The following is a 24829-nucleotide window of genomic DNA, read 5'->3' on the forward strand; positions in this document are numbered from 1 at the left end:
TGGCTCAGCCGCCGGTCAACTGTCAGAGGGCGCGGTCGAGGCGCGGCGCCAGTCGGGCGGCAGGTCGAGAAAGCCCTCGTTGCAGAGGAACTCGTAGAGCCCCTCGCAGACCTCGCCGCAGATCATGCTGAAGAGGTGGGGGTCGGTGATGAAGAGGATCGTCTCGTCGCGCTCGGCGCCGGCCGTGTCGGCCAGCTGGGCGACCAGCTCGTCCTCGGCGAAGCCGATGAGCATCACCATGAGGTGGCGCTCGAACGCCGCGCGGAAGCGAGGGAACGCCTCGCTCGTCACCTTGTACGCGAACGCCCTGCCCTCGAACGTGCCAGCGTCCCGCACGACCCGCGCGGAGATGTCCCCGAGGCTCTGGGCGAGCCGCACGCTGAAGAAGTCGACGAGCACGGCGTGCACCACCGAGACGATGCGCCGGAGCTCGCTCGACCGGCGCGACAGGAAGGCGTCCTGCATGTCCTTCGTGAGCTTCGCGAGCAGCTCGAACGACTCCTCCCGCGCCTGCTCGGAGGCGAACTCGAAGCCGTCGAGCTCGGCCTCGATCCGGTTCCTGTAGCGGGTCAGGACGTAGAAGAGCGCCTGCTCGCCGTGGTGGATCACCTTGGGCGCGCCGTCGCGGCCGCGCGTCTTCTCGTGGAGCTCGGACTGGAAGAACAGGCGGGCGAGGTTCTTGTGGATCTTCTTGAGCCGCCGCTCGACGAGCAGCGAGATGCCGTCGTCGCGGATGACCCGCTCGAGCAGCGCGCAGAGCGTCTTCTCGTGCGCGTCGCGGATCGCGTCGCGGTTCTTCGCGCCGCGCTCCGCCGCGCCCGCGGAGGCCTGGATCACCTTCAGCTGGGCGACGACCTGCGCGGTGACGGCGTCGAGCTGGGGGTTGGTCTCGAGATCGGCGCGGTAGTGGACGATGCGGGCCTGCATCTGCTCCTCGAGCAGGCCGAGCGCCATCTCGGTGATGTGGTCCTTCAGCGCCTGGCTGACGTGCTCGCCGACGCGCCGCGGCGCGTCGGGCGGGAGCGACCTCGGCGGCTCCGGCGCCGCCCGCTCCCCGGGCCTCGCCGCGGGTTGCGAGCGGGCCTGAGGTGGTAGCGGCGGCGGGTTCCGAGGGGCCGGGGCCATGACAAGAGAGCATACCGGAACTCGCCCGCGGTGTGCGGCTTTGGCGGAGCGACGCGAGTCGGAGTAAGACGGCGACCATGCACACGGTCGCTGCACCTACGAGCACCTGGGAGCCGGAAGGACCACGGGCGCCGTTCTCCTCGAGGCCATCACGCCCGGCCCACCGGCGCCTCGCGGCGGCGCTCGCGCTCGCGCTCGCCGGCGCCGGCCCGGGCTGCTCCCGCGAAGGCGACGGCCAGCCGCCGCCCGCGCGCACGCCGGAGCCCAGCGCGCGGCAGGAGCCCGCCGCGGCCGGACCGGACGCCGCCGGGGCCGGCGCCGCGCCGGCAGCCTCGAGCGCCGCCGGCGCCGGCAAGGAGGGCGGAGGCGCGGCGGGGGCGCCGGCGGGGCAGCGCGCGAAGATGAACGTGCTCGTCGTCTCGATCGACAGCCTGCGCGCGGACATGCCGTGGAACGGCTACGAGCGCGACATCGCGCCCACGCTGACGGCGTTCGAGAAGAAGGCGGTCAGCTACACGCGCCACTACGCGATCTCGTCGTACACCTCGATGAGCGTCGGCGGCTTCCTCGCCGGCCGGTACCCGAGCGAGGTCGACCGCAGCGGCTACTTCTTCGGCAACTACCCGGACAGCGTGCTCATGTTCCCGGAGCTGCTGCAGAAGGCCGGGGTGCGCACGATGAGCGCGCACGCGCACTTCTACTTCGACCAGAAGGCGGGCTTCCGGCAGGGCTTCGACGTGTACGAGATCGTGCCGGGGCTCTCGGCCGACAACACCACCGACCGGAACGTCACGAGCCCGGGGCACCTCGAGCTCGCGCTGAAGATGCTCTCCGACAAGGCGAACACGTCGGGCACCTTCTTCGCGTACTTCCACTTCCTCGATCCCCACGACGTCTACATGACGCACGAGGGCGTCGAGCCGTTCGGCAAGCGCGCCCGCGACAAGTACGACGGCGAGGTCAAGTTCACCGACATGCACGTCGGCAAGCTCCTCGATTTCGTCGCGAAGCAGCCGTGGGCGAAGGACACGGCGATCATCGTGACCGCCGACCACGGCGAGGCGTTCGGCGAGCACAAGATGTTCCGTCACGGCTTCGAGGTGTGGGACGTGCTCGCCCACGTGCCGCTGATGATCCAGGCGCCCGGGATCACCCCGCGCCGGATCGACGTGCCGCGCAGCTCGATCGATCTCGCGCCGACGATCCTGGAGCTCACCGGCGCCCCCGCAGAGCCGTCGTTCCCGGGCAAGAGCCTCGTGCCCGAGCTCCACGGCGCGAAGGCCGAGCCGCGCGACGTCATCGTCGACCTGCCGCGCACGAGCGACAACGACCGGCGCAGGGCGCTCATCCACGGCCAGTACAAGCTCATCGCCTACGGCGACGACGACGCCTTCGACCTCTTCGACGTGGTCGCGGATCCCGGCGAGCTGAAGGATCTCAAGCGAGAGCAGCCGTCCGTGCTCGAGGAGATGAAGGCGCTCTACAAGGAGCGCTCCGCCGCCATCAAGGACGTGTGCCCGAAGAACACGGCGAAGCTGAAGGGCAAGAAGAAGAACAAGCGGTGCTAGCGCCTGGCCACCGCGCGCGTGCGCGCGCGGTCTTTGGCCAGCGCGCGCGGTCTAGCGCGCCGGCGGGGCGACGGTGATCGTCAGGCTGTCTTCCTCGCCCGCGTCGCTCGCCGCGCGCGCCACGAGGCGGGCCCCTTCGCACTCCAGGTGAAGCACCACGGGCGACTCCGCCTCGCGGTTGCACGACGGGTCGCCGGAGACGCGCGCCGCAAAGGCGCCGCGCGAGAGCTCGACCGCGAGCGCGATGCCCCCGACGCGGCCCGCGGCGTCGTCCGGAGCGACCTCGCGCGCCGAGCGCGCCTCCTCGAGGCGCGTGAAGAGGTCGGGCCCCCGGAGCGCGACCTCGATCGGGCGGCCCGCCGCGTCCTCCAGGACCGCGACCTCGAGCTCCGCCTCTCGCGGCGCGCTCTCGCCCCCGGCGTTCACGACGAACGGGAGCTCGACGCGCTTCGAGCAGACGACCGCGCCCGGCCCCCCGCGCCCGTCGGCCGGCGCGCACCGGGGGGCCGGAAGCGTCAAGGCGAACGGGACGATCACCTCGGCAGGCGACTCCGCGAGGGGACGCCCCCAGGCGTCCCTGCCGAGGAACCGGCGCAGCCACGCGGCGAGCTCCTCGCGGACCCGCGCGCGCGCCGCCCGCTGCCTCGCGAGCTGCGCCTCGGTCTCTCTGGCGCCGCGCGCGAGCAGGTCGCCCGCGCTGCGATCCCGGACGAGCTCGCGCAGCCGGTGGGTCGCGTCGTCGCGGAACGCGCCTCGCGGCAGCGTCGCGAGGTACGCCGTGAGCCCCGCGGCGGTCCCGCGCTTGGCGGCGTAGTAGATCGGCTCGGCCCGCGCGAGGTACGCGCGCACCTCGCCGGCGAAGGTGCCCTGCGGGTAGCGCTCCAGGTAGGTCGACGCCGCGGCGAGCCGCCCCTCGAGGGTCCTCGACACGCGGGTGGCCCGGTACGCCGCGTAGTCGTCGTGGCTCGCCAGGAGAGCCGGCCTCGCGGCGCACCCGGACAGGAGCGCCGCGAGCGCCGCGCACGAGAGCACCCGTGCGGCCATCGCGAGGCCCCGACGCGGCGCGGCTGCGCGGCGCGCGCTCACGGCGCGGCCGCCGCCGGGCAGAAATTGCACTCGGTCGGGGTCGAGGGGCGCTCATCGGCCACGTAGGCGCGGTACGCGTCGCACCCCTCCATCTGGAGCTTGTGCAGGCACACCTCGCCGTCGTGGACCAGCGGGTAGCAGCCGGGCGGAAACTCCGGCGCGTCCTCGAACCCGCACGCGGCGTCGCAGGCGCGCGAGCGCAGGCCGCACGCTTCGCACTGGGCGCAATCGATCCGCGCCTTGAGCGCGAAGAACTTGTACGGATCGAGCTCCTCCGGCGCCTGCCCGCAGCTGCCGATGTCGCCCACGACCGGCGCGATGCCCGCGAGGAGCAGCAGCGCCGCGACGCCCGCGATCTCCCTCGCCCGGAGGCGCCCGCCGCGCCGCGCGCGTCCCGGCACGCTCATGGCAGGAGCTCGTGATCGATGAGGAGCCCGAGCTGCGCCGAGACGACGGGGTAGACGGTGTACGCCGCGTCGTAGGTCGCGGCGCCGTAGAAGAGATCCCCGACGATCTCGCCCGAGAGCGCGACGCCAGCGAGGAGGAAGTACCCGAGGCCGACGGCGAGCTCGCCGCCGACGTTCACGTCGGGCTCGATCAGGATCGCCGCCCCGAGCCGCCCGTACCCGAGCGCGCGCTCGAAGCCGCGGTAGGCCACGAAGTAGCTCGGCGTGAGCGACTCCTGCGGGACGCCGCCGGTGGCGATAGAGAAGCGCAGGGCCGCGCCGTGCTGAACGCCGTCGGCCGGCCCCAGCGCGAACGCGGCGCCGAGATCGAGGTACCCCGCGGTGAGCGAGAGCGACTCCGCCGTGTCGCCGAGCTGCGTCTGCAGCCGGTAGGGGTTGTTGAACCGGATCCCCTTCCCCATCGCGACCGTGGACACGACGCGCGCCGCCGTCCCCGGCGGCCGCGAGAGGTCGCGGTAGGCCTCCAGCGCGGCGCCCTCGCTCTCCTCGGCGGCCACCGCCTCCCCGGCAGCCCCAGCCTCGCGCGCGGCAGCAGGCTGGGCCGCCGCGGCGCGCCCCCAGGACGCTCCCAGCAGAACGGCCACGAGCGAGAGCCCGGTCCGGAGTTCCAGCATCGGCACGAGCCTTCTACCCCGAGGCAGCGCCCGCTGGCACGCTCAATTGCGTCCGGCCCGCGCCCCGCGCGCGGCTCCGGCGCGTTCTCGACGCGGCGCTGCCCCGGCATCGGCGCCGCCCGCGGCCCGCGGCCCGCGGCACGCTCCTCGCTCTCTTTGCGCATCCGCCCGCTTCACCTGCGGACCGGACCCTGCATGCAGAGACCACCGTGAGCAATTCAAGCACCCGAGGCAGGCAGAGCACCGCCGCACACGCGCCGACGTCGTCGACATTGCGCGCACCGCGCGTGAGCCCGACGCACCGCCGAGAACGAGAAGATCGCACCGACCCGGGAAGGCCGCGCAAGCCGGCCGAGGCGCCCCGGTCCGCGGCGTCGCGGCTCGTCACGAGCGAGCTGGATGAGCCCTTCGCCGACATGATGGACGCCGGCGCGGCGCCCCCTCTGCGCGGCAAGGCCCATCCGCGCAGCGAGCTCAGCGACGTCATCCCGACGCTCGACGACGAGAGCCGCGGCTACCACCACCACCCGAACGACGCCGGATGCACCGAGTTCGAGGTGAACCCCGACGCCGCCGACGCCGCCGCCGACCTGGCGAGCGATCTCGGGGCGGAGTTCCTCGAAGGGGCCACCAGGGGCCAGGACATCAGCGACGTGGCGATGTCGCACGACGACGACGACGGCGACCTGCCCTATCTGCTGGAGGACGAGGATGTCGAGTCCGTGGATCCAGACGCCGAAGGAGAGGACGAGCAGCCGGTGACGCAGCGGATGCGGCGGAGCGTCGGCTGAAGGCGGCGCGCGGGGCCGCCGCGCGCGCGCCGCGAGGTCGTGGGGCCGCACCGCCGCGCTGGGCGCGCGCAGGGTGCATTTCGGTCACGCCTGACCGAGCACGGGCAGCTCCGCGACCACCTCTCCGTCGATGCGGATGAAGGCCAGCAGGCCTTCGTCTTCGTAGGCCAGCACGTCGAGCACGATCCGCTCGCACAGCGGCAGCACGTAGAGCGCGCCGTCGTCCGCCATCACGGTCATGGATCGCACAGGTGCGCTCGCCGTGGGCAACGTCTCTGTGGTCCGTCGTCGCGCATCCATGTTGCTGAGCTCCCAGGCTTCAATCGAGCTCCGGCCATCGCCGGCGCCACGAGGCTAGAGGGCCTGCCCACCACCCCACCAAGCGCCTTCCGTGCCACGGCGCCGGCGCCGCGACGCCGGCGCCAGGAGCGTTCCACGGCGACATATGGGTTTCGCCCTGACCCCGCGCCGCTGCGTCGCGGCGGCCCGGCCGCGCGCGCCGCCCCTCCCCGCCCGCAGCGGAGCGGAGCGAGCTGGGAGCTCCACGCGGGCGCGCTTGCGGGCCCGTCTCCGGCCTCTCCGGGGCCGGGACGCGCGCGCTCGGCCGGGAGCGCGCCGCTACCGAGGCCGGCGCGTGGATCCGGCGTCCGGCGCCGACGCCGCGGACAGGACCTTTCGCGCGAGCTTGGAAACGCCGATATCCAGCACGCCCGGATCGAGCCACGCCGCCTTCTCGTAGGGGGAGGCAAGCTTTGCCCGGCTGCGCCAGGGGGCCGCCACCTCGGCGCGCGCCACCGTCACGTCGAGCCGGCGGTGCGTGAGGATGTGGCGCACGCGGCCGACCTCGCGGAGCAGCGCGTCAGGCTCGACGCCGACCTGCTCGAGGAGCGCGCGGGCGTCCGCGAGCGCGCGCGCCTCGACCATGGGCGGCTCCCACAGCCCGCCGAAGAGCCCCCCCTCGGCGCGCCGGACGAAGAGCACGCGGTCGCCCGACCGCACCACCGCGGCGACCATCGCGACCGCCGGGACGTCGCGCTTCGGGGCGATCACCGGCAGCTCCGCCTGCCTCCCGAGGGCGCGCGCGACGCAAGCGCCATCGACAGGGCACGCGTCGCAGCGGGGATTGCGGGGCGTGCACACGGTCGCGCCGAGCTCCATCAAGGCCTGGTTGAAGCGTCCCGGCTGAACGCTGCGCGCCGCGCCCCGCACGAGGCGGTCTGCGGTCGACCAGAGCTTGCGCGTGCCCGCGGCGCTGCGGATGTCGTCGTCGATGCCCTCGATGCGGGAGAGGACCCGGGCGACGTTGCCGTCGACGAGGGGCACGGGCTGATCGTAGGCGATGCTCGCGATCGCGCCCGCGGTGTACGCGCCGACGCCAGGCAGCGCGCGGAGCGCGGAGACGTCGCGCGGGAGCGCGCCGTCGTGGCGCACGGTGACCTCGCGCGCGGCCAGGTGGAGCACGCGGGCGCGGCGGTAGTAGCCGAGGCCGCTCCACAGCGAGAGCACGTCGTCGATCGCGGCGGAGGCGAGCGCGAAGACGGTCGGGTAGCGGGCGAGGAAGCGCTCGTAATACGGGATCACCGTCTCGACGCGGGTCTGCTGGAGCATCACCTCGCTCAGCCAGATCGCGTAGGGGTCGCGCGTCCGCCGCCACGGCAGGTCGCGCGCCACGCGCTCGAACCACGCCGCGAGGGCGGCCGCGATGTCCAGATCGCGCTCGCTCGGCGCGGGCGCTTCCGGCGGGGTCGCGTCCTGCTCAGCGGACGGGCTGCGGCGGCGCGGGGCGCGCGTGGGCGCCTGCTTCGCGTGACTGGCGCTCGCGCGCGCGGGCGATCGCGGCGCCGGGCTCACGCGTGAAGGGCCCGCCCGGTGTGCCCTCTATGTGATCCGCGGCGCGGTCCGCGGCGCACCGCTCGGCGCGGTCCCTTGCACGGCCCAGCGCGCAGGCCATCGCCGGGTTCCATGCACGGTCCCACGCACGCTCCCACGCACGGTCCCACGCACGGATTACCCGGCTGCCGCGCGCTGCGCTCAGAAAACGCTTCCATCGCGCGGGACTCTAGCGCAAGAGCCGACCGCGGTGTCGTCGCGGCGCGCCTGCTCCTCCCTGCCGATCCCTCGGGCCGCGCGCCTCAGCGCCGCCCTGCTCCTCGGGCTCGCCGCGCCGGCGTGCCGTGAGGAGCCGCGCCCCTGGGAGGGCAAGCCCGGCCCGCCGGTCGTGCTCTCCGCCGCGCCGCCGCACCCGGCGGTCGCGGTCGGGTCCGGCGGCCCCGCGGACGCCGACGCGGGACAGGGCGACGGCGACGCCGGAGCCGCGGATCCGGACCTGCCGGTCCTGCCGGTGCGCGTCGGCGGCCCCTGGGTTCGCTGCTACGGAAACTTCAGGATCACCGGCGATCCGGCGAAAGACGTGACCCGGCTCTCGCTGCTTTGCGGCCCGGAGAACGGCATGCGGCGGCTCTCGCCCAGGCCGATCGAGGGGCAGGTGGCCGAAGGCGGGGCGATCGTCACGGCGCCGCTGCAGGCGATCCGGGGCGCTTGCTACCGGGTCTTTGCCGTGGGCGGACCGGGGGTCCTGAACCTGGACGTCGCCGTGCGGAGCAGCCGCGGGGCCATGATCGCGAGCGACGGCACCGAGGACGCCTGGCCGATCGTCCAGCCGGACCGGCCCTTCTGCCCGCTCGAGGACGACGACGCCACCGTCGAGATCAGCGCCCGGCGCGGCGGAGGCCGCTTCGCGGCCGAGGTGTGGGTCCTGAAATCCTACAAAAAAGCGCCAGAGGGCGACGGCGGCGCGGAGGCGGACGAGACCGACGCCTACGAGGAGCTCTGAGCCGACGCGGGCTGGACCTTCGCGCGGCCGACATCGAATGGCCACATTCCGTCCCGGTCGCGGCGGCTTCACGCCGCAGGGCACTGGCGCGAGACTGGCAGGAAGAGCTCTCCCGCCTGTCGGAAGCGCGCGAAAGGCTCCCCATCGTCATCGAAATCCGGCAGATCCATGGACCATGGCGCGACGCCGGCACCCCGCACGCACCCCCGCATTGACGTGGCCGCCTCGTCCCGCTAGGGGAGCCCGACCCATGGCCGACGACACCGAGCCGCTCCGCGAGGACGAAGGGGACAAGGTCGAAGGCGAAGGCGAGAAGAAGCGCCTCTTCGAGCGAGCCATCCCGGAGCTCTTCAAGCGCGTGGTCGAGCGCGCCGTCGAGAGCGGCATCGACAAGCTCAGCGAGGGGCCCGAGAACCTCCGCCACTTCGTGGGCGATCTCAAGCTGCCCAAAGAGGTCCTCCACTACCTCTACACCCAGATCGACGAGACCAAGAACGGTCTCTACCGGGTCGTGGCCAAGGAGATCCGGGACGTGCTCGAGCACACCCAGTTCGCGGACGAGATCACGAAGGTGCTGACGAAGCTCTCCTTCGAGATCAAGACCGAGATCCGCTTCGTCCCGAACGACGCGGCCAAGAGAGACGACAGCCAGGACGAGCCGAGGACCGGCTTGCCAAAACCGGAAGTCACCGCCCAAGTGAACGTGAAGGACCGAAGCAAAGAGACCGGGCGAGACCGGCGCCGCGAGGAGAAGTGACGACGAAGAAGCTTAGGACCGGCGGCGAAGTCGATGCTTGGTGCACCAAGTGCCGCCTCGACCTCACTCATAGAATCATCGCGATGGTCGGCGACGTGGTGAAGAAGGTCGAGTGCAAGACCTGCATGTCGCACCACCTCTACCGCCAGCCGAAGAGCGAGCGGGAGAAGAGCGCGGCGGCGCGCGCCACGGCGCGGAGCAGCGGCGAGCCGAGGGCTGCCTCGGCGTCACCGCGCGGCGGCGGCGCGGAGCGCCTCACGGCCGCCCAGCGCGCCGAGCGCGATCAGACGCTCGCCTGGGAGCGCGCGATCGCGGGGCAGCCCTCCGGGGCGTTCAAGCCGTACCGCATCACCCTCACCTTCGGCGAGGGCGAGCTCATTCACCACAGCAAGTTCGGCGACGGCGTGGTCGCGAAGGTCATCGATCGGGGCAAGATCGAGATCCTGTTCAAGGATGGGCCCCGGACGATGGCGCACGGGCAGCCGTAGAGAGCTCGTCGTCGCGCGCCCGGAGCCCGGAACTTGGGGCTGCCCGCGCGATCGGGTAGCCTCTTCGTCGCCGTGGACGAACCTTCGCCCTCCTCCACCAGCGGGTCCTCGCGCCGGCGGCGACCCCGACCTCGCCTGCCCGAGCGCGCGCTGCGCTGGGCGGCGGTCTGCGCGATCGCCGTCGAGGCGCTCTGGTACGGCATCCACGAGGTCCGCGGCTTCGGTCCGGCGCTGGCCGACGGCGCGCGCGCCGTGGTCGGCCCCGCGCCGGTCGCGTGGGCCGAGGACGTGGCGTACGGCGTCGCCGATCGCGTGAACCAGGCCATCTACAGGCACGCGGCCCCGAAGACGTTCTGGGAGCCCGCGCCCGCCGCCGCGGCGGAGGCCGAGGAGCGCGGCGAGCGCCTGGCGGCCGAGGCGGCCTCGCCCCCCTCCTCGTTCGCGCCGCCCTTCCCGGACGTCGCGGCGACGGGCGACGGCGTCTGGGCGCCGATCGCCGACCCGGCGCGGCCGGGCGACGCGCCGGCGCTCTGGAAGAGCGTCGTGCACCCCGACGCGCGGCGCGTCTTCGCGGCGGTCGCCGTCGTGGCCATCGACCTCGGGCGCGTCGACCTCCGGCTCGTCGCGGGCACGAAGGAGCCGTTCTCGCCGGACATCCCGGCCGAGCGGCGCCCCGGGCTCATCCCCGAGGACCACGCCGGGGAGCTCATCGCCGCCTTCAACGGGGGCTTCAAGGCGATGCACGGCCACTACGGGATGATGCTCGACGGCGACACGTTCCTGCAGCCGCGCGACAGGGCCTGCACGATCGCGCTCTACCGCAACGGCGCGGTGCGGATCCGCACCTGGCCCGAGGTGCGCGCCGACGAGGCCCGCATGGCCGGCTACCGGCAGACGCCGCCGTGCCTGGTCGAGCAGGGCGAGCTGCACCACGCGCTCTACGACTCGAACCGCGACTGGGGCGCGACGGTGAGCGGCGAGACGGTGATCCGTCGGTCGGCGCTCGGCGTCGACGCGACAGGCAAGCTGCTCTTCTACGGCCTCGGCGAGGCCGTGACGGCGCGCACCCTCGCCCACGGGATGAGGGCCGCGGGCGCGCACGACGTCGCGGAGCTCGACGTCAACCACGCCTACCCGCGCTTCCTCCTGTACGGCCGCGGCGCGGACGGCGCGGCGCCGCGCGCGACGTCCGCGCTCATCCCGGACGTGCAGTTCAAGGCGGAGGAATACGTGGCGGAGCCGTCGCCGCGCGACTTCTTCTACCTGAGGCGCCGGCGGCCGGACTCCTAGCGACCAGGGCGCCGCCGCTACTGCCGGTCGAGGAGGTCGCGCACGCGCTGCGCGAGGGTGTCGGGGGTGAACGGCTTCTGCAGCAGGGCGCGCTCGCCGTCGGGCTCGGCGCCCGCGAACACATCGTCGGCGTAGCCGGACATGTACAGCACGCGGGCGCGCGGGTGCAGCGCGAGGGCGCGCTCCGCGAGCTCGCGGCCGTTCATGCCCGGCATCACGAGATCGGTGAGCAGGAGGTCCACCGCGTCGGCCCCCTCGAGCGCGAGCGCGGCGAGCGCCTCCTCGGCGCTCGCTGCCGAGACGACGCCGTAGCCGCGCCGCTCGAGCACCTCGACGATGAGCTTGCGGACGGCGTCGTCGTCCTCGACGACGAGCACCGTCTCGTCGCCGCCCGCGGGCGACGGCCGGGCCCGCGCGGGCGCCACCTCGGAGCGGCCCTCGACGCGCGGGAGGTAGACGCGGAACGTCGCGCCGCGCTCGACCTCGCTCTCGACCTCGATGAGCCCGCCGCTCTGGCTCACGATCCCGTAGACGGTGGCGAGGCCGAGCCCCGTGCCCTTGCCGCGCGCCTTCGTCGTGAAGAACGGCTCGAACAGGTGCGAGAGGGTGTCCTGGTCCATGCCGTGGCCGCTGTCGGTCACCGAGAGCACGACGTACGGGGGGCCGCCCGCGGCGGGCGCGGCGTCCTCGTCCCGCTCCGCCGGCGCGAAGGACTTCGCGGTGGAGCTCGCCCCGGGCTCGCCGAGGGAGGTCTCGACCACGAGCTTGCCGCCCCTCGGCATCGCGTCGCGCGCGTTCACGACCAGGTTGAGGAGGACCTGCTCCAGCTGGCTCTTGTCGGCCTTGATCGATCCGAGATCGCGGCCGACGTTCGTCTGCAGGTCGATGTTCTCGCCGATGAGGCGCTGCAGCATCGTCTGCATGTCGAGCACCACCGCGTTGATGTCGAGCACCTCGCGCTGCAGCGCCTTGCGCCGGCTCATCGCGAGCAGCTGCCGCGTGAGCGCCGCGGCGCGCTCGCCGGCCTTCGTGATCTGGAGGGCGTCGCGCCGCAGCGCGCTGTCGGGCCCGAGCCGGCGCAGGAGGAGCTCGCCGTAGCCGAGCATCACCATGAGCATGTTGTTGAAGTCGTGCGCGATGCCGCCGGCCAGCCGGCCGAGCGCCTCCATCTTCTGCGACTCGCGCGAGCGCTCCTCGCGCTGCCGGAGCGCCTCCTCGGTGCGCCGCCGCTCGGTGATGTCGCGGATCAGGACGAGCGCGTGGCCGTCGAGGAACGGCATCATGCGGGCCTCGACGTGGCGCTCCCCGACCGCGCCCGGGAGCGCGTGCTCGAGCGCGACGACGGCGCCCGCCTCGCGGGCTTCCCGGGTCGCGCGCTCGAGCTGCTCGCCGAGCTCGCCAGGGAGCGCCTCGGCCATGCGCTTGCCGAGCAGCGCCTCCGGCGCGGCGTGGAGCTCGGAGAGGCGCGGCTCGTTGCAGTCGACGATCCGGAGCTCGTCGTCGAGGCGGAAGCAGAGGTCGGGGATGGCGCGGAAGAGCGCGCGGAGCTCGACCGCGGCGCGCGCGCTCTCGCGCTCGGCGCGCAGTCGCGCGATGACCTGCCCGATCTGGCTGCCCACGGCCGACAGGACGCGGAGCAGCTGCTCATCGCCGCGGTGAGGGGCGCGGCTCCTCAGCTCGAGCGCCCCGACGCCGCGGGCGCCGCTCAGGATCGGGACGGCGCAGGCGGCGCGCCACCAGCACGGCTCGCGCGCCGCCTCGGGGACGCCGTCCCCGCTGGCGCGGAACACCGGCGCGCCGCTCCGGAGGGCCTCGGCGACGAGCTCGGGCTCGCCGGAGGCCGACGACGTCTCGCGGAGCGCCGCCGCGAGCGCCTCCGGATCGAGGGGCGCGGCGGCCCGGACCTCGACGCAGCGGAGCGCGCCCGCAGGCGTCGCCGCGAGCGCGGTGTCGCCCGCGGTGGGCGCGCCATCCAGGGCCGACGGCGGGCACGCGGCGCTGGCCTCCGGCTCGGCGAGCCAGAGCGCCGCGACGTCCCAGCCGAGGTGCTCGACCAGGGCGGCGAGGACGCGCGGGGCAGCCTCCACGAGCGAGGTAGACCCGGACAGCGCGCTCGCCGTCGCGAGCTGCGCGGCCAGACGGGCCTCGGCCTGGCGGGCGTCGGGGGCGTCGGGTGGATCGAGCGGATCGAGCGGCGAAGCGCCCCCCAGCAGCGCGGGCGCCGCCGGCGCGCCGCCCTGCGCGGCCCCGGCGTGGGCGGCGACCTCGTCGGGATCGAGGCCGCCGTGTGGCGCGTGCAGCTGCGAAGCCCCCATACGATCAGCCGCCGGTCTTTTCCGCGGCGCCGCTCTCCAGGTTGACCATCCAGCACACGGCGCCGGCCGCGGGCTCGCCGCCGGGCGGCCCCACGCTGACCTCCGCGCGCGCCGGCGCGACGGCCCGGATGTAGAGCCGCTGCCCGACGGCGCCGCGCCCGAGCGCGCAGACCGCGCGGCGCACGCGCGGGTCGTCGGCGGCGACCTCCCCCTCGTCCTCGGCCGCCATGAACAGGACCTCGACGTCGGGCTTCAGGCAAGCGCCCATCTCGCGCCAGGCGTCGTAGTCGACGGACGGATCGAGCACGTCGGCGAGCTGCCCGTGGCGCGCGCGCCCGACGCGGTAGCGGAACGCGTCGCGCTTCTCCGCGCGGAGCGTCGCCCCGATCCGATCGAACCGCAGCGACAGCGCGCCGAGCGCGACCGCCATCTTCACGGTGGGCGCGCCGAGGTTCGCCTTGTCCGGCTCCTTGAAGCGGTGCACCTGCACGCCCGGGGGCAGCACGCCGGCGAGCAGCTCCGCGAGGCGCGGGTTCATCCCGAGGCGCCCGCCGAGCAGGACCCGGAGCCCCTGGTACGGATCCGGCTCCCGCCCGATCCTCGCGATGGCGCCGCCGAGGTGCTGCCGGAACACGTCGATCCCGTCCTGGAGCCACCCCTCGATCGCGCCGTCGAGCGCGCCCCGATCGATCGAGAGCGGGACCTGGACCTCCTCCCCGTCGAGCCCGCGCAGCGCGATCTGCTCCTCGATCGGCGCGCTCGACCCCCGCTCGAGGAGCGGCCGCAAGAGCTCCTTGAGCGCCCAGGTGTTGGCGCGCGCGTCGGGCGACGGGGCGAAGAGCTCCTCCGCGCCGTCGAGCGCGCCCTCCTCGGGCGGGCGCTCGAAAGGGATCCGGCGCTCGCGCATCGCGTCCTGGCTCTCCGCGTAGACCCGGTAGGCCAGCCGGTGGAGGAGCCGCTCGCCGCCGAGCCAGGGGATCGCCGCGGGCTCGAGGTACTCGACCATCCGCTCGAACCCCTGCGCCTCCTCGTGCGCCTTGGCGCTCCGCAGGATGCCGAACGCGATCCCCGTCTCGCTGGCGCCGGCGTCGATCACGCAGAACGGGACGCCGCCGTCCCGCGGCTGGACGCCGAACATGCGGAACGCCTGGACGGCATACGCGATCGCCGACGGGCCCGCGTCGACGACCTGGAGGCCGTCGAGGTCGTGGTACTCGCAGAGGCCCGCGGGCAGGCTCCGGAAGAGGCCGCGCCGGAAGGCGATGAGCACGCTGGCGCGGCGCTCGGCCGACCAGCCCGTCGGCATCGTGATCGCGTAGCGCGTGTAGAGCCCTCGCGAGCGCTGGTTCAGGTGCAGGCCGACGTAGTACGCGTAGAGCTCGATCGGATCGAACGGGTCGTGCGCGCCGATCCCCTCCTCGTCGATGATGGGCGGCGCCGGCTTCTTCAGCGACTCGGTCGTGTCGGGGTCGCCCCTGCCCCGCAGCCGGAACGGCTCGCCGCGCTCGGTCCGCTCGCGCAGCAGCGCGAGGGCCGGGAGGGACGCCGCGGCGCGATCGTGGGCGCCTTCGCCCGGCCGGAGGCGCATGTCGCGCGCGGCGTGCCCGACGAGCACGTCGCCCCAGCGCGTCAGGGGCAGGATCACCCGGTCGCGCCAGGCCTTCGTGGTCCGGGCGAGCGCCTCGAAGGCGACCTCGCTCGGGTTCTCGTTGTCGGCCGACACCCGGATCGGCGCGTCGGTCCCGATGCGGAGGAACTCCGCGCCGCCGCGCTCTCCCCGGACGGCGACGACGGTCGACGCCGCGCCGACGTCCACGGCGACCCAGTCGCCACGCACGTCGTGCCGCGGGTCGCGCCGCTTCACCTCGGGCGGGATCGGGTCCTTGTCGGTCTTGCCGGTGCGGCGGTGCAGGCCGACCACGCGGCCCTGCCGGAGGATGGCGATCGACGTGGCGCCGAGGAACCGCGCGCCCGACCAGAAGCCCTGCGCGGGATCGACCAGCGTCGTGCCCTTCACCGGATCGAGGTTCGCCACGATCTTGGGGAAGAAGTCCGCGACGTGCTCCGGCGAGGCCACCCCGTCGTAGCGCTCGACCTTGATCGGCGGCGAGTAGTAGTTCTGCAGCCCTTCCCCATAGATGCGCGGACTGACCTGGATCAGCTTCAGATAGGGGATGGGACAGGTCTGCTCGTCCAGCCGGAACTCCTGGTAGAGCGCGGCGGGCGCGATCGCATTCTCCATCTCGGGCGCGAGCCGGGGCACGCTCGCGCTCATCTCGGTGCCGAAGTACATGAACTTCGTGCCCGCGCGCCCGGTGAAGGCGGCGATCCTGACCTCGTTGAAGGTCGCCTGCCCGACCATGAGCGGCGGCAACGCGATCACGTAGTCGAGCACCAGCGTGGTGAGCCAGGGCTGGTCGAAGAGGCGTGATTCCCAGCGCATGACGAGCGTCGGGTACTCGCGGCCTGCGAGAGACACGACCTTCTCCGCTTCGCGAACCAGGGCACCATCGACCGACAGCTCGTAAACCGGCATACGTGGGCGACGTTATCACGAACATCCCCCGCGCCAGCCCCGGGGATGCGCGGTCGCGGGGCTTTCATGTTCAGGCGGCTCGCGCTGCCACCGATCCTCGTAGGCCTCGTGTGGGGGCGTCAACGCCGCACGGCGGCCATGGGCACCCCGCGCCGCGCGGTGCGGGGCAGACCGGCGGCGCGCGGAGCGCGGTGCGGGGCAGACCGGCGGCGCGCGGAGCGCGGCGCTGGCCGACGGGGCGCGGCGCGCGCCGCGGGAAAGACGCGGTACGGGATGGACGGCGGCACCACGAGTGGACGGCGGCACCACGAGCGGCACCACGAGCGGCACCACGACCGGGCACGACGAGCGGCACCACGACGAGCAGCGCGCGCCCCGCGAGGGCGTAGGCTGGGCTCGGGCGACCGTGCTAGTCTGGCCGCGTGATTCGCTTCTCCGAACCGGGAATGCTGTCATGACCGCGTTGATCGGCGAGATCATCGACGGCAAGTACCGGATCGTCCGGCTGCTCGGTCAGGGGGGCATGGGCGCGGTGTTCGAGGGCGAGAACGTGCGCATCCGGCGCCGCGTCGCCATCAAGCTGCTGCACGCGACCATCTCGAGCCAGGCCGAGTCGGTCGCGCGGTTCGAGCGCGAGGCCCAGGCCGCGGCGCGGATCGGCTCCGATCACATCTGCGAGGTCCTCGACCTCGGCGTGCTGTCGGACGGCACGCGGTACATGGTCATGGAGTACCTCGAGGGCGAGACCCTCGGGGCCAAGATCCAGCGGATGGGGCGCCTCGGGCCCGAGGCCACCGTGCCGATCATGATCCAGGTGCTCGAGGCGCTCGGCGCAGCGCACGCCGCGGGGATCATCCACCGCGACCTCAAGCCCGACAACATCTTCATCCTCCCCACGAAGGCCGGCCTCAGCAACTTCGTGAAGGTGCTCGATTTCGGCGTCTCGAAGTTCTCGCAGCTCGCCGGCTCGGAGATGAGCATGACCCGCACGGGCGCTGTCGTCGGGACGCCCTACTACATGTCGCCCGAGCAGGCGCGCGGCTCCAGCCCGGTCGATCAGCGGACCGACATCTACGCCATGGGCGTGCTGCTCTATCAGGCGACCACCGGCCAGGTGCCGTTCGACGCCGAGACGTTCAACGAGCTGCTCTTCAAGATCGTCCTCGAGACAGCACCCCTGCCCCAGCAGCTCGTGCCCGACCTCGACGTCGAGTTCTCCGGGATCATCCAGAAGGCGATGGCGCGCGAGCCGAAGGCGCGCTTCCAGAGCTGCGCGGAGTTCAAGAACGCGCTCCTCGCCTGGGCAGCGGCGCGGCCCAGCCTGGCCATGCTCACCACGGGGCGAAGCACGTTCCCCCGGCTGTCGCTGCCGTCCCAGCCGGAGACGGTCGCCCCGCCGGTCACAACGCCGCCGGCGACCACGCCGCCGGTCGCCCGGCCCGAGGGCTCGTGGGGGAGCCAGAACGGACACGGACCGCCGGTCTCCGGCATGGGCCAGACGCCGCAGCTGACCGCCAACTCGTGGGGCGCCTCGTCCGGCGTCACGGGCCGCTCGACGCGCCCCCCCTCCAGGATGCCGCTCCTCGTCGCGATCGCCGCGGCGGCCACCGTGCTCGGCGCGGGCCTCGCCGCGTGGCTCGCCTTCGGCCGCAGCGGGCCCACGGGCGCGGCGACCGCCGACCCGAGCGCCGTCAGCGCGACGGCCCCCCCACCGCCGCCGCCACCGACGACGGCGGCAGCGACGGCGACGACGCCCCCGTCCGAGCCGACCGTCACCGCGAGCGCCGCGGTCGCGGATCCTGTGCCGTCCGCCACCACCGAGCCCAGCGCGACGCCGGGCGCCTCCTCGGCGCCCGTGAAGCCGCTCCCGCCGCGGACGGTGCCTCCCCCGACGAGGCCCCCGCCCGCCACGAAGCCGCCGCAGACGGTACCGTCGACGAAGCCGACGGCACCGTCACAGAAGCCGCAGAAGCCGGGCGTTCCGGGCGACTTCGGTTACTGAGCGCGCGCCACGCAGAGCGCCACGCTCCAGGCGCGCCGCGACGAGCACGCGCCGGAGCGCTCCGCTCGGGGCGCGCCGCTCAGAACGCGCCGCGCACCCCGAGCCCGGTCGGCGTGACGTAGGGCGCGATCCAGGCCGAGCTCGACGGCTCCGGCTTGGACGTCAGCTCCAGCACGATCAGCGTCGCGCCGCCGACGACGAGCACGCCGCCAGCGATGAGGCCGATGGCGCCGGTCGTCCGCTGCGACGCGGCGTCGGAGTCGAGCGTCTGGATCTGGCGCTGGACCAGCGGCCCGCAGTCCGAGCCGACGCCGCCCGGCGACTCGCACCCGCGCGCCGCGCTCAGATCGTTCGCTTTCTGCTGCGTCGAGCTCCCTTTCGCCAGGAACACCGACCCGACCACGACGCCGCCGAGCCCGAGCGCCGCGGCCGCGATGCCCCCGCCCAGCAGCGCCACGTTCGTCTTCCGCTCCGCGGTGCCCGGCAGGCCGGCGGGCGGCACCCCCGTCTGGTCGCCGCTCCCGGCGCCCTGCCAGTAGCCCGAGCCGCTCGGCGGAGGCGCGGGCGGGCTCTCCGGGATCGGGATCTTCAGCTCCTTCCGCTCGCCGTCGGCGAGGGTGATCCCCTGCTCGATCGGGGCGAGGCCCGGCGGCGACACGACGACCACATGGCTGCCGGGATCGATCGGGCGGTGCACGCCGAGCAGCGCGTCCGCGACCGGCTGACCGTCCAGCTTCACGCCGATCTTCCGGCCCGCGGCGCCCTCGAGCGCGATGCGCAGCGTCGCGATCCGGGGCTCGACCGCGGCGAGCTCCTCCCGCGCGTCCTGCTGGGCCCTCTTGAAGGGGGACGGCGCCGTGGGCGGAAGCTCCTCGCGCACGATCCTCAGGTACGTCTCCTTGGCCGCGACGAGCCGGCCGAGGCGCGTCTGCGCGCGCGCGGCCAGGAGGAGGTGAGTCGGCGCGTGCACGAGCGCCTCGGCGCGGCCGAGCAGATCGATCGCCTCCTCGAAGCGGCCGGACGTGAACGCCTCGGCGCCCTGCGTGGCCAGCGACCTGGCCGCGGCTCTGTCCTGGTCCGATTGCGCGCGCACCTCGCCTGTCGGGAGCAACAGGAACAGCGCCGCAGCGAACGGAACGGATCGTCTCAAGAGCACTCGGGCCTCCTCGCGCGCCACGCTATCACAGGCCGTCGACAACAGAACAATTCAGCCCCCGAGCGCCGCCGCCCCGGCGCTCCGCCCGCGGAGCTCCGCGCCCTTTGCGCGCGATTTCCCGCGGTTGCGCGGGCGCTCGCGGGGCGCTCGGCCCGCGTCGCGCGGGCTCCGCGCCCGGCGGGGCGGGCGTGAGCGCGCGGGGCGGCGGCGCCTGCTGTTCTGTCCGCGGGGCGCTGTGAACCGTCCGCACAGCGCGATGGCACCCATTCTGCTGCGTGGGACGCGCCATGGAATGTCTCCGCTCCTCCGCGCCCCTCGACGCGGGACTCCCGTCCTCGGAGCGATTCCTCAGGGGACGCCTGCTCGGGGGGCGTTACCTCGTCGAGCAGATGATCGGCGCCGGCGCGATGGGGCGCGTGTACCGCGCGCGGCATGTAGGGCTCGGTCGCGCGTGCGCGGTGAAGATCATCCGCGAGCGCGCCGCGTCGCCGCGCGCTCGCGGCGACGCGAGCCGCGCCTGCACGACGCGCGCCTCGGCGGCGCCGCGCCGGATGGACCTCGACCACCGGGGGTCGAGCGGCGTGAGCGAGCGGTCGCGCACCGACGAGAGATCGCGCTCCGGCGGCGCCCTCGCCGGGGACGCGGTGCGGCGGTTCCACGTCGAGGCGCTGGCGGCGAGCCGGCTCGATCACCCGAACATCGTGCGGGTCCTCGACTTCGGCTGCGAGCCGGCCGAGGCGCTCGGCGCCGGCGGACGTGAGGCGGCGCCGCCGAGCCTCTGGTACCTCGTCACGGAGCACCTCGACGGCGAGGACCTCATCGATCTCCTGAACGCCGAGCCGATCCTGCCGGCGGAGCGCATCGTCGCGATCATGCGCCAGCTGTGCTCCGCGCTGCAGCACGCGCACGACGCCGGCGTCATCCACCGCGACGTCAAGCCCGAGAACATCCGCCTGGTGCCCCGCGTGGACGACGACGGCGCGCCGATCGAGCAGGTGAAGCTCCTCGATTTCGGCACCGCGAAGCTGCTCCACGACGACGGGTCCGGCGCGCTCGCGGGCGCGCCCCGCCCCGCCGTGCCCGACGAGGAATGCGGCCGGCTCGTCATCGGGACCCCCGCCTACATGAGCCCGGAGCAGGCCGCGGGGCAGGCCGTGGATGCGCGGAGCGACATCTATGCGTGCGGCGTGCTGCTCTTCGAGATGGCGACTGGCCGGCTCCCGTTCGAGCGCCCCACGCCCGTGGCGCTCGCCGCGGCCCACGTCGACTCCCCGCCGCCCCGACCGGGCGCGCTCCACCCGGCGATCGATCCGGATCTGGAGGCGCTGATCCTGCAATGCCTGCGCAAGAATCCGGACGATCGCCCGCAGAGCGCGCGCGCGCTGCGCAGGGCGCTCGCGCACATCGCGCGCCGGCTGGCGCGCTCCGCCGCGGAGGACGGCGCGGCGGCGAGCCGCGCCCGGCCGCCGGCCCGGAGCGCGCGCGACGCGGCGTTGCCCTCGTCGCGCTGGAGGACCGCCGCGGAGGACGCCGCGGCCGGGCGGGACGCCGCGGCGTCGCGCGCCGCTTGCGCCACGACGTGGGTGGGGTACCGCGCCTCGTCGCCCTCGGTGAGCGCGCCGCTCGATCAGCCCTGCTCGCCGTCGAGCCCCCGGCGCGACGCCTCCTCCGCGCCGACGTGGGTCGGTCACCGCTCCTCGCCGTGCCCGCCGGCCGCGCTCGCCGAGCTCGCCGCGCCGCCTGCGCCGATCGGCGCGACGCCGGCGAGCGAGGCGCCTCCCGCCGCCGCGGTGCCCCCGCCCGCGCCCGAGCCGGCCCGCGCCGATCGCAGGACGGAGCTCGGCGCCGCGCTCGCGCCGCTCTTCCTGCTCCGGGCGCGCCTGTCCGGCGGGCCGCGGAGCCAGAGCGGGCTGCGACGACGGCGGCGGCGGCGGCTCGCCCCGGTCGTGCTCGGCACCGTGGCGGCCACGTTGCTCGGCGGCTCGCTGTGCCTGCTGTTCAACGCAGCTGCCGCCGCGCTCGCCCCGCTCACCTGGCCCTCGCCGGCGCGCGACGCCGCCGCGGCGCCGACCGGCGACGCGCCCGCCCGGGCGACGCGCCCGCCCGAGCCGGAGCACGCCTGTCCGATGGAGCCGCCGTGAGCGCGTACGGCGGCGCCCCGGACGCGCCCTCCGCGGCGCTCCTCGAGTGCGCGCGCTGCGGGCGCTGCTTTCTCCTCGTGCCCGGCCCAGGCACCGCCGCGGCGCCGCGGTGCGCGTGCGGCGCCGACCTCACGCCCGCGCCGCTGCCGAGCGGCGTCCACGAGCTGAGGCGGCCCCGCGCAGCGCGCGCCCGGCCGCCGCGGCGCCGCCGCGCTTCACCCCGTGGCGAGGCTCCCGCGCAGGAGGCCGATCTCGGCTACGGCGCGTCGCACGGGCATGCCCCGGGGCACGGCGGGCCGACGGGCCCCGGCGACGCACCGGCACCCGTGCGCACGGCGCCCGAGCCGAGCCCCGAGCGCGCCGGGAGCGACGAGGAGCCAGCCGACGGCGAGGGCTGAGGCCCGGGCGCGGGTGCGAACGGAGCGCTCACCCCGCGCCGGCGCGCGGCAGCGCCGCGGCCCGCGACGCCGCTCGACCTGTCGCGCGCCGGTGTACAGCCGATGCGCAGCGCCGCTCGCCGGCATGGCCTCGCCGTTCACGCTGGCCGCCGTGGCGCCGCTTCCATCCCGGTGTGAACGGAGCGCACCGCGCCCGGGCACGTCGTCTGCAAACGCTGGCCTCCGCGTTGACACGGGAAGCTGCCCCTTGGCGCGACCCGGTGTCGAGAGGAGCGAACCATGTCCGTGCTGTTGTGGATCCTGTTTGGGCTCATCGTCGGCGTCATCGCCAAGCTGCTGACCCCCGGGCGCGAGCCGGGTGGCTTCGTGGTGACAGCGCTGCTGGGCGTGGCTGGCGCCTTGCTCGGCGGCTTCGTCGGCCGGGCCCTGGGGATCTACCCCTCGTACCAGTCGAGCGGGGGCTTCTTCATGTCGATCCTGGGCGCCATCGTCCTCCTCGCCATCTACAACGCGACGGTCGGCAGAAAGGCGAGGCCCTGATCGCTCGCCCTCGCAGCGGCGGTATCGCCCTGCCGCGGGGGCGAGGGCGGCGCGAGCAGCGCGGCGGCGGGCACCACGCGCGCGGGCGCGGCGCGCCGATCCAGGCGGAAGTCGAGCGCCACTTCTGGTGGCAGCGGCCGGATGGCGCCCGCCCCGTAGCAGCGGCGATAGACGAGATCGTCCGGCCCCGCGCCCTGCCCGCCGAGCTGATGGCTCCACCACCTCGAGTAGACCGTCGGCCGCGCGGCATCGACCGAGAGCAGATCCGAGCGCTCGAGCCGCACCTCGCCGTGATCGCCGCGATCGGCCACCGCGTGGTCGGCGGCGAGCCGCCCCTCCTCGTCCATGCGGTAGAGGATCCTGAACCCCTCGACGTCGCCCTTGCCGTACGCGACGCGCTGGATCCCCGGGCCGAGGAGCAGCGCGTGCGTGTAGACGAGGTCCACGGCGAGCGCCGGCAACACGGTCCAGGTGAGCCAGTTGTTACCCCAGGGCCGCTCCTCGGAGAAGAAGGCGTAGTAGCCGACCGAGACCTCGCCGCGCTCGCCCGGCGAGCTGCGGTAATACAGGACGTCGCCGAGCTCCCCCGCGCTCGCCACCGTCGAGCCGACGCAGATCGACTGCCGCTCGATCGCCGCGCCGAGCGCCGCGCCGATCTCGCTCGGCTCCGCCGGGCCGCCAGGGACGGGCCGAGGCAGCGCGCGCCCGCTCGTGGAGCTCGCGAGGAGGGGTACGGCCAGCGCCGCGACGGCGAAGGGACGGCTCAGGAGGTTCCGGACCGACATCAGGGCCGGCTAGGCTAGCGAGCCCGTCGCTGGCCGCGCCACCGCAAAGGGCCGTGCGCGTCCGGCGCGTCACCGCCGCGGTGCCGAATGGCTGTCTTCCCCGGATGGCGCGCTCTCCGCGCTTCCGCCGCGCGGCTCTCGGGCGCCGGACGATCTGGCGCCGGTCGCGCCGATGGCCCTGCCTGCGAGCGCCCCGACGGCGAACGTGACAGCCGCTATCAAGAGCCAGGGCAGAAGTCGCACGCGCCGCGCGGGGCGCGCGTCCCTCCAGTGCGGCGTCACGGCGTCCCTTGCCTCGCTGCGCTCGCGCCCGTCCTCCGGCGCGCTCGCGCCCGGATCCGGCCCGCGCGGCTGCGGCGTCGCCTCGCTGCGCTCGTCCGTCGGCAGGCCCGCGGCGGTCGACCGCGCGTCTCGCTCGGAGCGGCCCGCGGCGGTCGACCGCGCGTCTTGCTCGGAGCGGCCCGCGGCGGTCGACCGCGCGTCTTGCTCGGAGCGGCCCGCGGCGGTCGACCGCGCGCCGCGGCGCGCACGGAGCCCGGCCGATCTCCGGCAACCCCGCACGAGCATCGATCGGTGCCGATCGCGGCCGCTCGTGACCTCGCGCACGAGCGCCGCGAGCTCCTGGCCCGCGAGGAGGCCGCGCTCGCTCGAGCTCGGCTCGTCACCCCCGCCCGCCGCCCTGCGCAGCGAGGCGAGCACCTCGGCGAGCGCCTCTTCCATGTCCGCCGCTGCCTCGAAGCGGGCGTCGGGGTCGCGCGCGAGCGCGCGCCGCACCGCCTCCTCGAGCAGCGCGGGGCACGCCGGGCGGAGCGGCGCGATCGCCGGCACCTCGCCGGAGAGCACCGCGCGCATCGTCGCGCCGTCGTCCTTCCGGTGGAACAGGCGCCGCCCCGTCAGCAGCTCGAACAGGATCACCCCGACCGCGAAGAGATCCGCCCGCGCGTCGATCCGCTGCCCGCACAGCTGCTCGGGCGCCACGTAGCCGAGCTTGCCCTTCACCGTGCCGGCGCCGCTCGACTGGGCCGCGCCCCGCGCCGCCCTTGCCGGGCCAAGGGCGACGGCGTCCTCCACCCCGCTCATCGCCGCCATCTTCGCGACGCCGAAGTCGATGAGCTTGATCTCGCCCTCGAGCGAGAGGAGCACGTTCTGCGGGCTCACGTCGCGGTGCACGAGGCCGACGTGGTTGCCGCTGTCGTCGCGGAGCCCGTGGGCGTGCCCGAGCGCCCGCAGCACGCCCAGGCCGATCTCGATCGCCACCTCGATCGGAAACGGCCGTCCCTCGGCGAAGCAGGCGCGCGCCGCCGCGGCGAGATCGCAGCCCGGGACGTACTCGACGACGAGGTGATGGCGCCCCTCGTGAAAGACGAAGTCGTGAAACCGGATCACGTTCGGATGCTGGAGCCTGGCGCTGATCCACGCCTCGCGGAGGAACATCCGCACGATCGACGGATCTCGCCTCGCCTCGGGGCGCAGGCGCTTCACGACGACGGGGTGGGCGATACCTGCCGGCCCGCGCCGGCACGCGAGGAACAGCTCGGCCATGCCGCCCGCCGACAGGCGCGCGAGCAATGCGTAGCCGCCGTCGCCCATGGGCAGGTCCATCTCCCTCGACCTCCACGGCTGCTCTGCCGCGCTCCCCTCGCCTCGCCCCGGCGCACCGAGGGCGCGGAGCGAGGACGGCCGCCGCGCCATCCACTGCCGGAGTCGCCCTACCCCGGCCAGCCCCCGGACCTGCCCGCGACGCCACATCGGCCCTTCGCTATTCACGCTGCATGCCACGGGGAGAGCCGCGTCACCGTCACCTCCGAGCCACAGGCTTCGAGCTCCTCCTGCGTGGATCCCGCCGGATGAGAGCGCATGTCGGCAGCCACAGAGACCCGCGGCGAGCGCTGCTTCCGGCGGAAAATGCGGAATCTGGATCGCCCCTTGTTCCACAC

General features: G+C 74.5%; 21 protein-coding genes. 10 read left to right on the forward strand and 11 right to left on the reverse strand.

What is annotated here, in order from left to right; all coding sequences use genetic code 11:
- Positions 1 to 15 precede the first annotated feature (15 nt).
- Positions 16 to 1125 (reverse strand): hypothetical protein, encoded by a 1110-nt coding sequence (locus tag WME89_RS24480; protein ID WP_438011503.1) that lies wholly within the window; start codon positions 1123 to 1125, stop codon positions 16 to 18.
- 77 nt (positions 1126 to 1202) lie between these two features.
- Between WME89_RS24480 and WME89_RS24485 the strand changes: the two genes are divergently transcribed.
- Positions 1203 to 2693, forward strand: coding sequence for a sulfatase (locus WME89_RS24485; RefSeq protein WP_438011504.1), 1491 nt, complete (start codon positions 1203 to 1205; stop codon positions 2691 to 2693).
- A 51-nt stretch (positions 2694 to 2744) separates the two neighbouring features.
- Here the strand turns inward: WME89_RS24485 and WME89_RS24490 are convergent, their stop codons facing one another.
- From WME89_RS24490 to WME89_RS24500, 3 genes are read right to left on the reverse strand one after another with little or no spacing between them, the layout of a single operon-like run.
- Positions 2745 to 3737, reverse strand: coding sequence for a hypothetical protein (locus WME89_RS24490; protein WP_438011505.1), 993 nt, complete (start codon positions 3735 to 3737; stop codon positions 2745 to 2747).
- 38 nt (positions 3738 to 3775) lie between these two features.
- Positions 3776 to 4186 carry a hypothetical protein gene (locus tag WME89_RS24495; RefSeq protein ID WP_438011506.1) on the reverse strand — a complete coding sequence of 137 codons (411 nt, stop codon included), beginning with the start codon at positions 4184 to 4186 and terminating at the stop codon, positions 3776 to 3778.
- Complete coding sequence (locus WME89_RS24500; RefSeq protein WP_438011507.1) at positions 4183 to 4860, reverse strand: hypothetical protein; 678 nt, start codon at positions 4858 to 4860, stop codon at positions 4183 to 4185. Before WME89_RS24500 ends, WME89_RS24495 begins: the two co-directional genes overlap by 4 nt.
- Positions 4861 to 5147: 287 nt before the next feature.
- Between WME89_RS24500 and WME89_RS24505 the strand changes: the two genes are divergently transcribed.
- Complete coding sequence (locus WME89_RS24505; protein ID WP_438011508.1) at positions 5148 to 5651, forward strand: hypothetical protein; 504 nt, start codon at positions 5148 to 5150, stop codon at positions 5649 to 5651.
- Positions 5652 to 5735: 84 nt separating this feature from the next.
- Here WME89_RS24505 and WME89_RS24510 read toward each other — a convergent pair whose 3' ends face one another.
- Positions 5736 to 5891 (reverse strand): hypothetical protein, encoded by a 156-nt coding sequence (locus WME89_RS24510; protein WP_020736650.1) that lies wholly within the window; start codon positions 5889 to 5891, stop codon positions 5736 to 5738.
- Positions 5892 to 6269: 378 nt separating this feature from the next.
- Positions 6270 to 7502, reverse strand: a complete 1233-nt coding sequence (gene mutY / locus WME89_RS24515; protein WP_438011509.1) for an A/G-specific adenine glycosylase — start codon at positions 7500 to 7502, stop codon at positions 6270 to 6272.
- A 229-nt stretch (positions 7503 to 7731) separates the two neighbouring features.
- On the opposite strand from mutY, the gene WME89_RS24520 reads away from it, so the two are divergent.
- The 4 genes from WME89_RS24520 to WME89_RS24535 all read left to right on the forward strand — a co-directional run bounded on the left by WME89_RS24520 (position 7732) and on the right by WME89_RS24535 (position 11019).
- Positions 7732 to 8484: a hypothetical protein gene (locus WME89_RS24520; RefSeq protein ID WP_438011510.1), complete on the forward strand. Its 753-nt coding sequence runs from the start codon at positions 7732 to 7734 to the stop codon at positions 8482 to 8484.
- Positions 8485 to 8734: 250 nt separating this feature from the next.
- Positions 8735 to 9241, forward strand: a complete 507-nt coding sequence (locus WME89_RS24525; protein WP_437627656.1) for a hypothetical protein — start codon at positions 8735 to 8737, stop codon at positions 9239 to 9241.
- 83 nt (positions 9242 to 9324) lie between these two features.
- Positions 9325 to 9729, forward strand: coding sequence for a hypothetical protein (locus WME89_RS24530; protein ID WP_438011511.1), 405 nt, complete (start codon positions 9325 to 9327; stop codon positions 9727 to 9729).
- Positions 9730 to 9801: 72 nt separating this feature from the next.
- Positions 9802 to 11019, forward strand: a complete 1218-nt coding sequence (locus WME89_RS24535; protein ID WP_438011512.1) for a phosphodiester glycosidase family protein — start codon at positions 9802 to 9804, stop codon at positions 11017 to 11019.
- 17 nt (positions 11020 to 11036) lie between these two features.
- Here the strand turns inward: WME89_RS24535 and WME89_RS24540 are convergent, their stop codons facing one another.
- Both WME89_RS24540 and WME89_RS24545 read right to left on the reverse strand, forming a co-directional pair.
- The gene (locus tag WME89_RS24540; RefSeq protein ID WP_438011513.1) at positions 11037 to 13334 is read right to left on the reverse strand and encodes an ATP-binding protein; all 2298 of its coding nucleotides are present in this window, start codon (positions 13332 to 13334) and stop codon (positions 11037 to 11039) included.
- A gap of 4 nt (positions 13335 to 13338) precedes the next feature.
- Positions 13339 to 15813, reverse strand: a complete 2475-nt coding sequence (locus WME89_RS24545) for a hypothetical protein (RefSeq protein WP_438011514.1) — start codon at positions 15811 to 15813, stop codon at positions 13339 to 13341.
- 511 nt (positions 15814 to 16324) lie between these two features.
- Here WME89_RS24545 and WME89_RS24550 point away from each other — a divergent pair.
- Positions 16325 to 17872, forward strand: a complete 1548-nt coding sequence (locus WME89_RS24550) for a serine/threonine protein kinase (protein WP_438011515.1) — start codon at positions 16325 to 16327, stop codon at positions 17870 to 17872.
- Positions 17873 to 17951: 79 nt separating this feature from the next.
- On the opposite strand, the gene WME89_RS24555 is transcribed toward WME89_RS24550, so the two are convergent.
- Positions 17952 to 19028: a hypothetical protein gene (locus tag WME89_RS24555; RefSeq protein ID WP_438011516.1), complete on the reverse strand. Its 1077-nt coding sequence runs from the start codon at positions 19026 to 19028 to the stop codon at positions 17952 to 17954.
- A gap of 287 nt (positions 19029 to 19315) precedes the next feature.
- On the opposite strand from WME89_RS24555, the gene WME89_RS24560 reads away from it, so the two are divergent.
- The 3 genes from WME89_RS24560 (at position 19316) to WME89_RS24570 (ending at position 22107) form a co-directional block, all read left to right on the forward strand.
- The gene (locus WME89_RS24560; RefSeq protein ID WP_438011517.1) at positions 19316 to 21169 is read left to right on the forward strand and encodes a serine/threonine-protein kinase; all 1854 of its coding nucleotides are present in this window, start codon (positions 19316 to 19318) and stop codon (positions 21167 to 21169) included.
- Positions 21166 to 21567 carry a hypothetical protein gene (locus WME89_RS24565; RefSeq protein WP_438011518.1) on the forward strand — a complete coding sequence of 134 codons (402 nt, stop codon included), beginning with the start codon at positions 21166 to 21168 and terminating at the stop codon, positions 21565 to 21567. The genes WME89_RS24560 and WME89_RS24565 overlap by 4 nt, the downstream gene beginning before the upstream one ends.
- A 279-nt stretch (positions 21568 to 21846) precedes the next feature.
- The gene (locus WME89_RS24570; RefSeq protein ID WP_438011519.1) at positions 21847 to 22107 is read left to right on the forward strand and encodes a GlsB/YeaQ/YmgE family stress response membrane protein; all 261 of its coding nucleotides are present in this window, start codon (positions 21847 to 21849) and stop codon (positions 22105 to 22107) included.
- On the opposite strand, the gene WME89_RS24575 is transcribed toward WME89_RS24570, so the two are convergent.
- Together WME89_RS24575 and WME89_RS24580 are read right to left on the reverse strand one after the other, a co-directional pair.
- Complete coding sequence (locus WME89_RS24575; protein WP_438011520.1) at positions 22071 to 22892, reverse strand: hypothetical protein; 822 nt, start codon at positions 22890 to 22892, stop codon at positions 22071 to 22073. The two genes, WME89_RS24570 and WME89_RS24575, sit on opposite strands and share 37 nt — an antisense overlap.
- A gap of 69 nt (positions 22893 to 22961) precedes the next feature.
- Complete coding sequence (locus WME89_RS24580) at positions 22962 to 24494, reverse strand: protein kinase domain-containing protein (protein ID WP_438011521.1); 1533 nt, start codon at positions 24492 to 24494, stop codon at positions 22962 to 22964.
- Positions 24495 to 24829 lie beyond the last annotated feature (335 nt).

Source organism: Sorangium sp. So ce321 (assembly GCF_051530195.1).
Lineage (GTDB): Bacteria > Myxococcota_A > Polyangia > Polyangiales > Polyangiaceae > Sorangium.